The organism is Methylorubrum rhodesianum (assembly GCF_014199985.1).
Lineage (GTDB): Bacteria > Pseudomonadota > Alphaproteobacteria > Rhizobiales > Beijerinckiaceae > Methylobacterium > Methylobacterium rhodesianum.
Genome location: NZ_JACHOS010000050.1, coordinates 1 through 1,098 on the forward strand (window position 1 = coordinate 1; position 1,098 = coordinate 1,098).

At 70.4% G+C, this 1,098-nt stretch carries 1 protein-coding gene; it reads right to left on the reverse strand.

Features of this window, described 5'->3' with window-relative positions; all coding sequences use genetic code 11:
- The coding region (locus HNR01_RS27330) for a phosphoserine transaminase (RefSeq protein WP_183671087.1) at nt 1–1,098 on the reverse strand (1,098 nt) is incomplete at both ends.

The window sequence follows — 1,098 nt, forward strand, 5'->3', positions numbered from 1 at the left end:
CTTCTCCTGGGCGAAGGCCCAGTCGAGCCAGGGCGTGAGGGCGGCCAGGTCGGAGGCCTCGACGGTGGCCCCGCACCAGATGCGCAGGCCCGCCGGCGCGTCGCGGTAGGCGCCGAAGTCGAAGGCCACGCCCTCACCCTCAAGCCGCGTGACGATGCCGGCGGCGACCTTCTTGACCACCTCGTCGCCCTTGGCGAGCACGTCCGGATCGGTGATCACCAGGCAGACGCCCGTGTTCGAGTAGGTCGCCGGATCCACCGCGAGATGGCCGATCCAGGGCGTGCGCGCCACCCACTCGTGGATCACCCGCGCATTGGCGTCGGCCCGCGCATGCAGCGCGTCGAGGCCGCCGATGCGCTCGGCCCAGGTCAGCGTGTCGAGGTAGTCCTCGACCGCCAGCATCGAGGGCGTGTTGATGGTGTCGCCCTTGAAGATGCCCTCGATCAGCCGGCCGCCCTTGGTCAGGCGGAACACCTTCGGGATCGGCCAGGCCGGCGTGTGGCTCTCCAGGCGCGCCACGGCGCGCGGCGAGAGGATCAGCATGCCGTGCGCGGCCTCGCCGCCCATCACCTTCTGCCAGGAATAGGTGACGACATCGAGCTTGTCCCAGGGCAGCGGCATCGCGAAGGCGGCCGAGGTCGCGTCGCAGATGGTGAGGCCCTCGCGGTCGTCGGCGATCCAGTCGCTGTGCGGGACCTTCACGCCGGCGGTGGTGCCGTTCCAGGTGAAGACGACGTCGTTGTTCCGGGTGTCGATCGCCTCGAGCTTGGGCAGGAGGCCGTGCTCGCCGACATGCACGATCGGGTCGATCTTGAGTTCCTTGAGGGCGTCGGTGACCCACTCGGCGCCGAAGGAATCCCAGGCCATGACCTCGACGGTCTTCGGGCCGAGCATCGACCACATCGCCATCTCGACGGCGCCGGTATCGGATCCAGGGACGATGCCGATGCGGTAGTCGGCGGGCACGCGCAGGACGGTGCGGGTGAGTTCGATGGCCTGGGCGAGCTTGGCCTTGCCGGCGGCCGAGCGGTGCGAGCGGCCGAGCGCGGCGCCGGCGAGGGCATCCAGGCTCCAGCCCGGACGCTTGGTCGTCGGGCC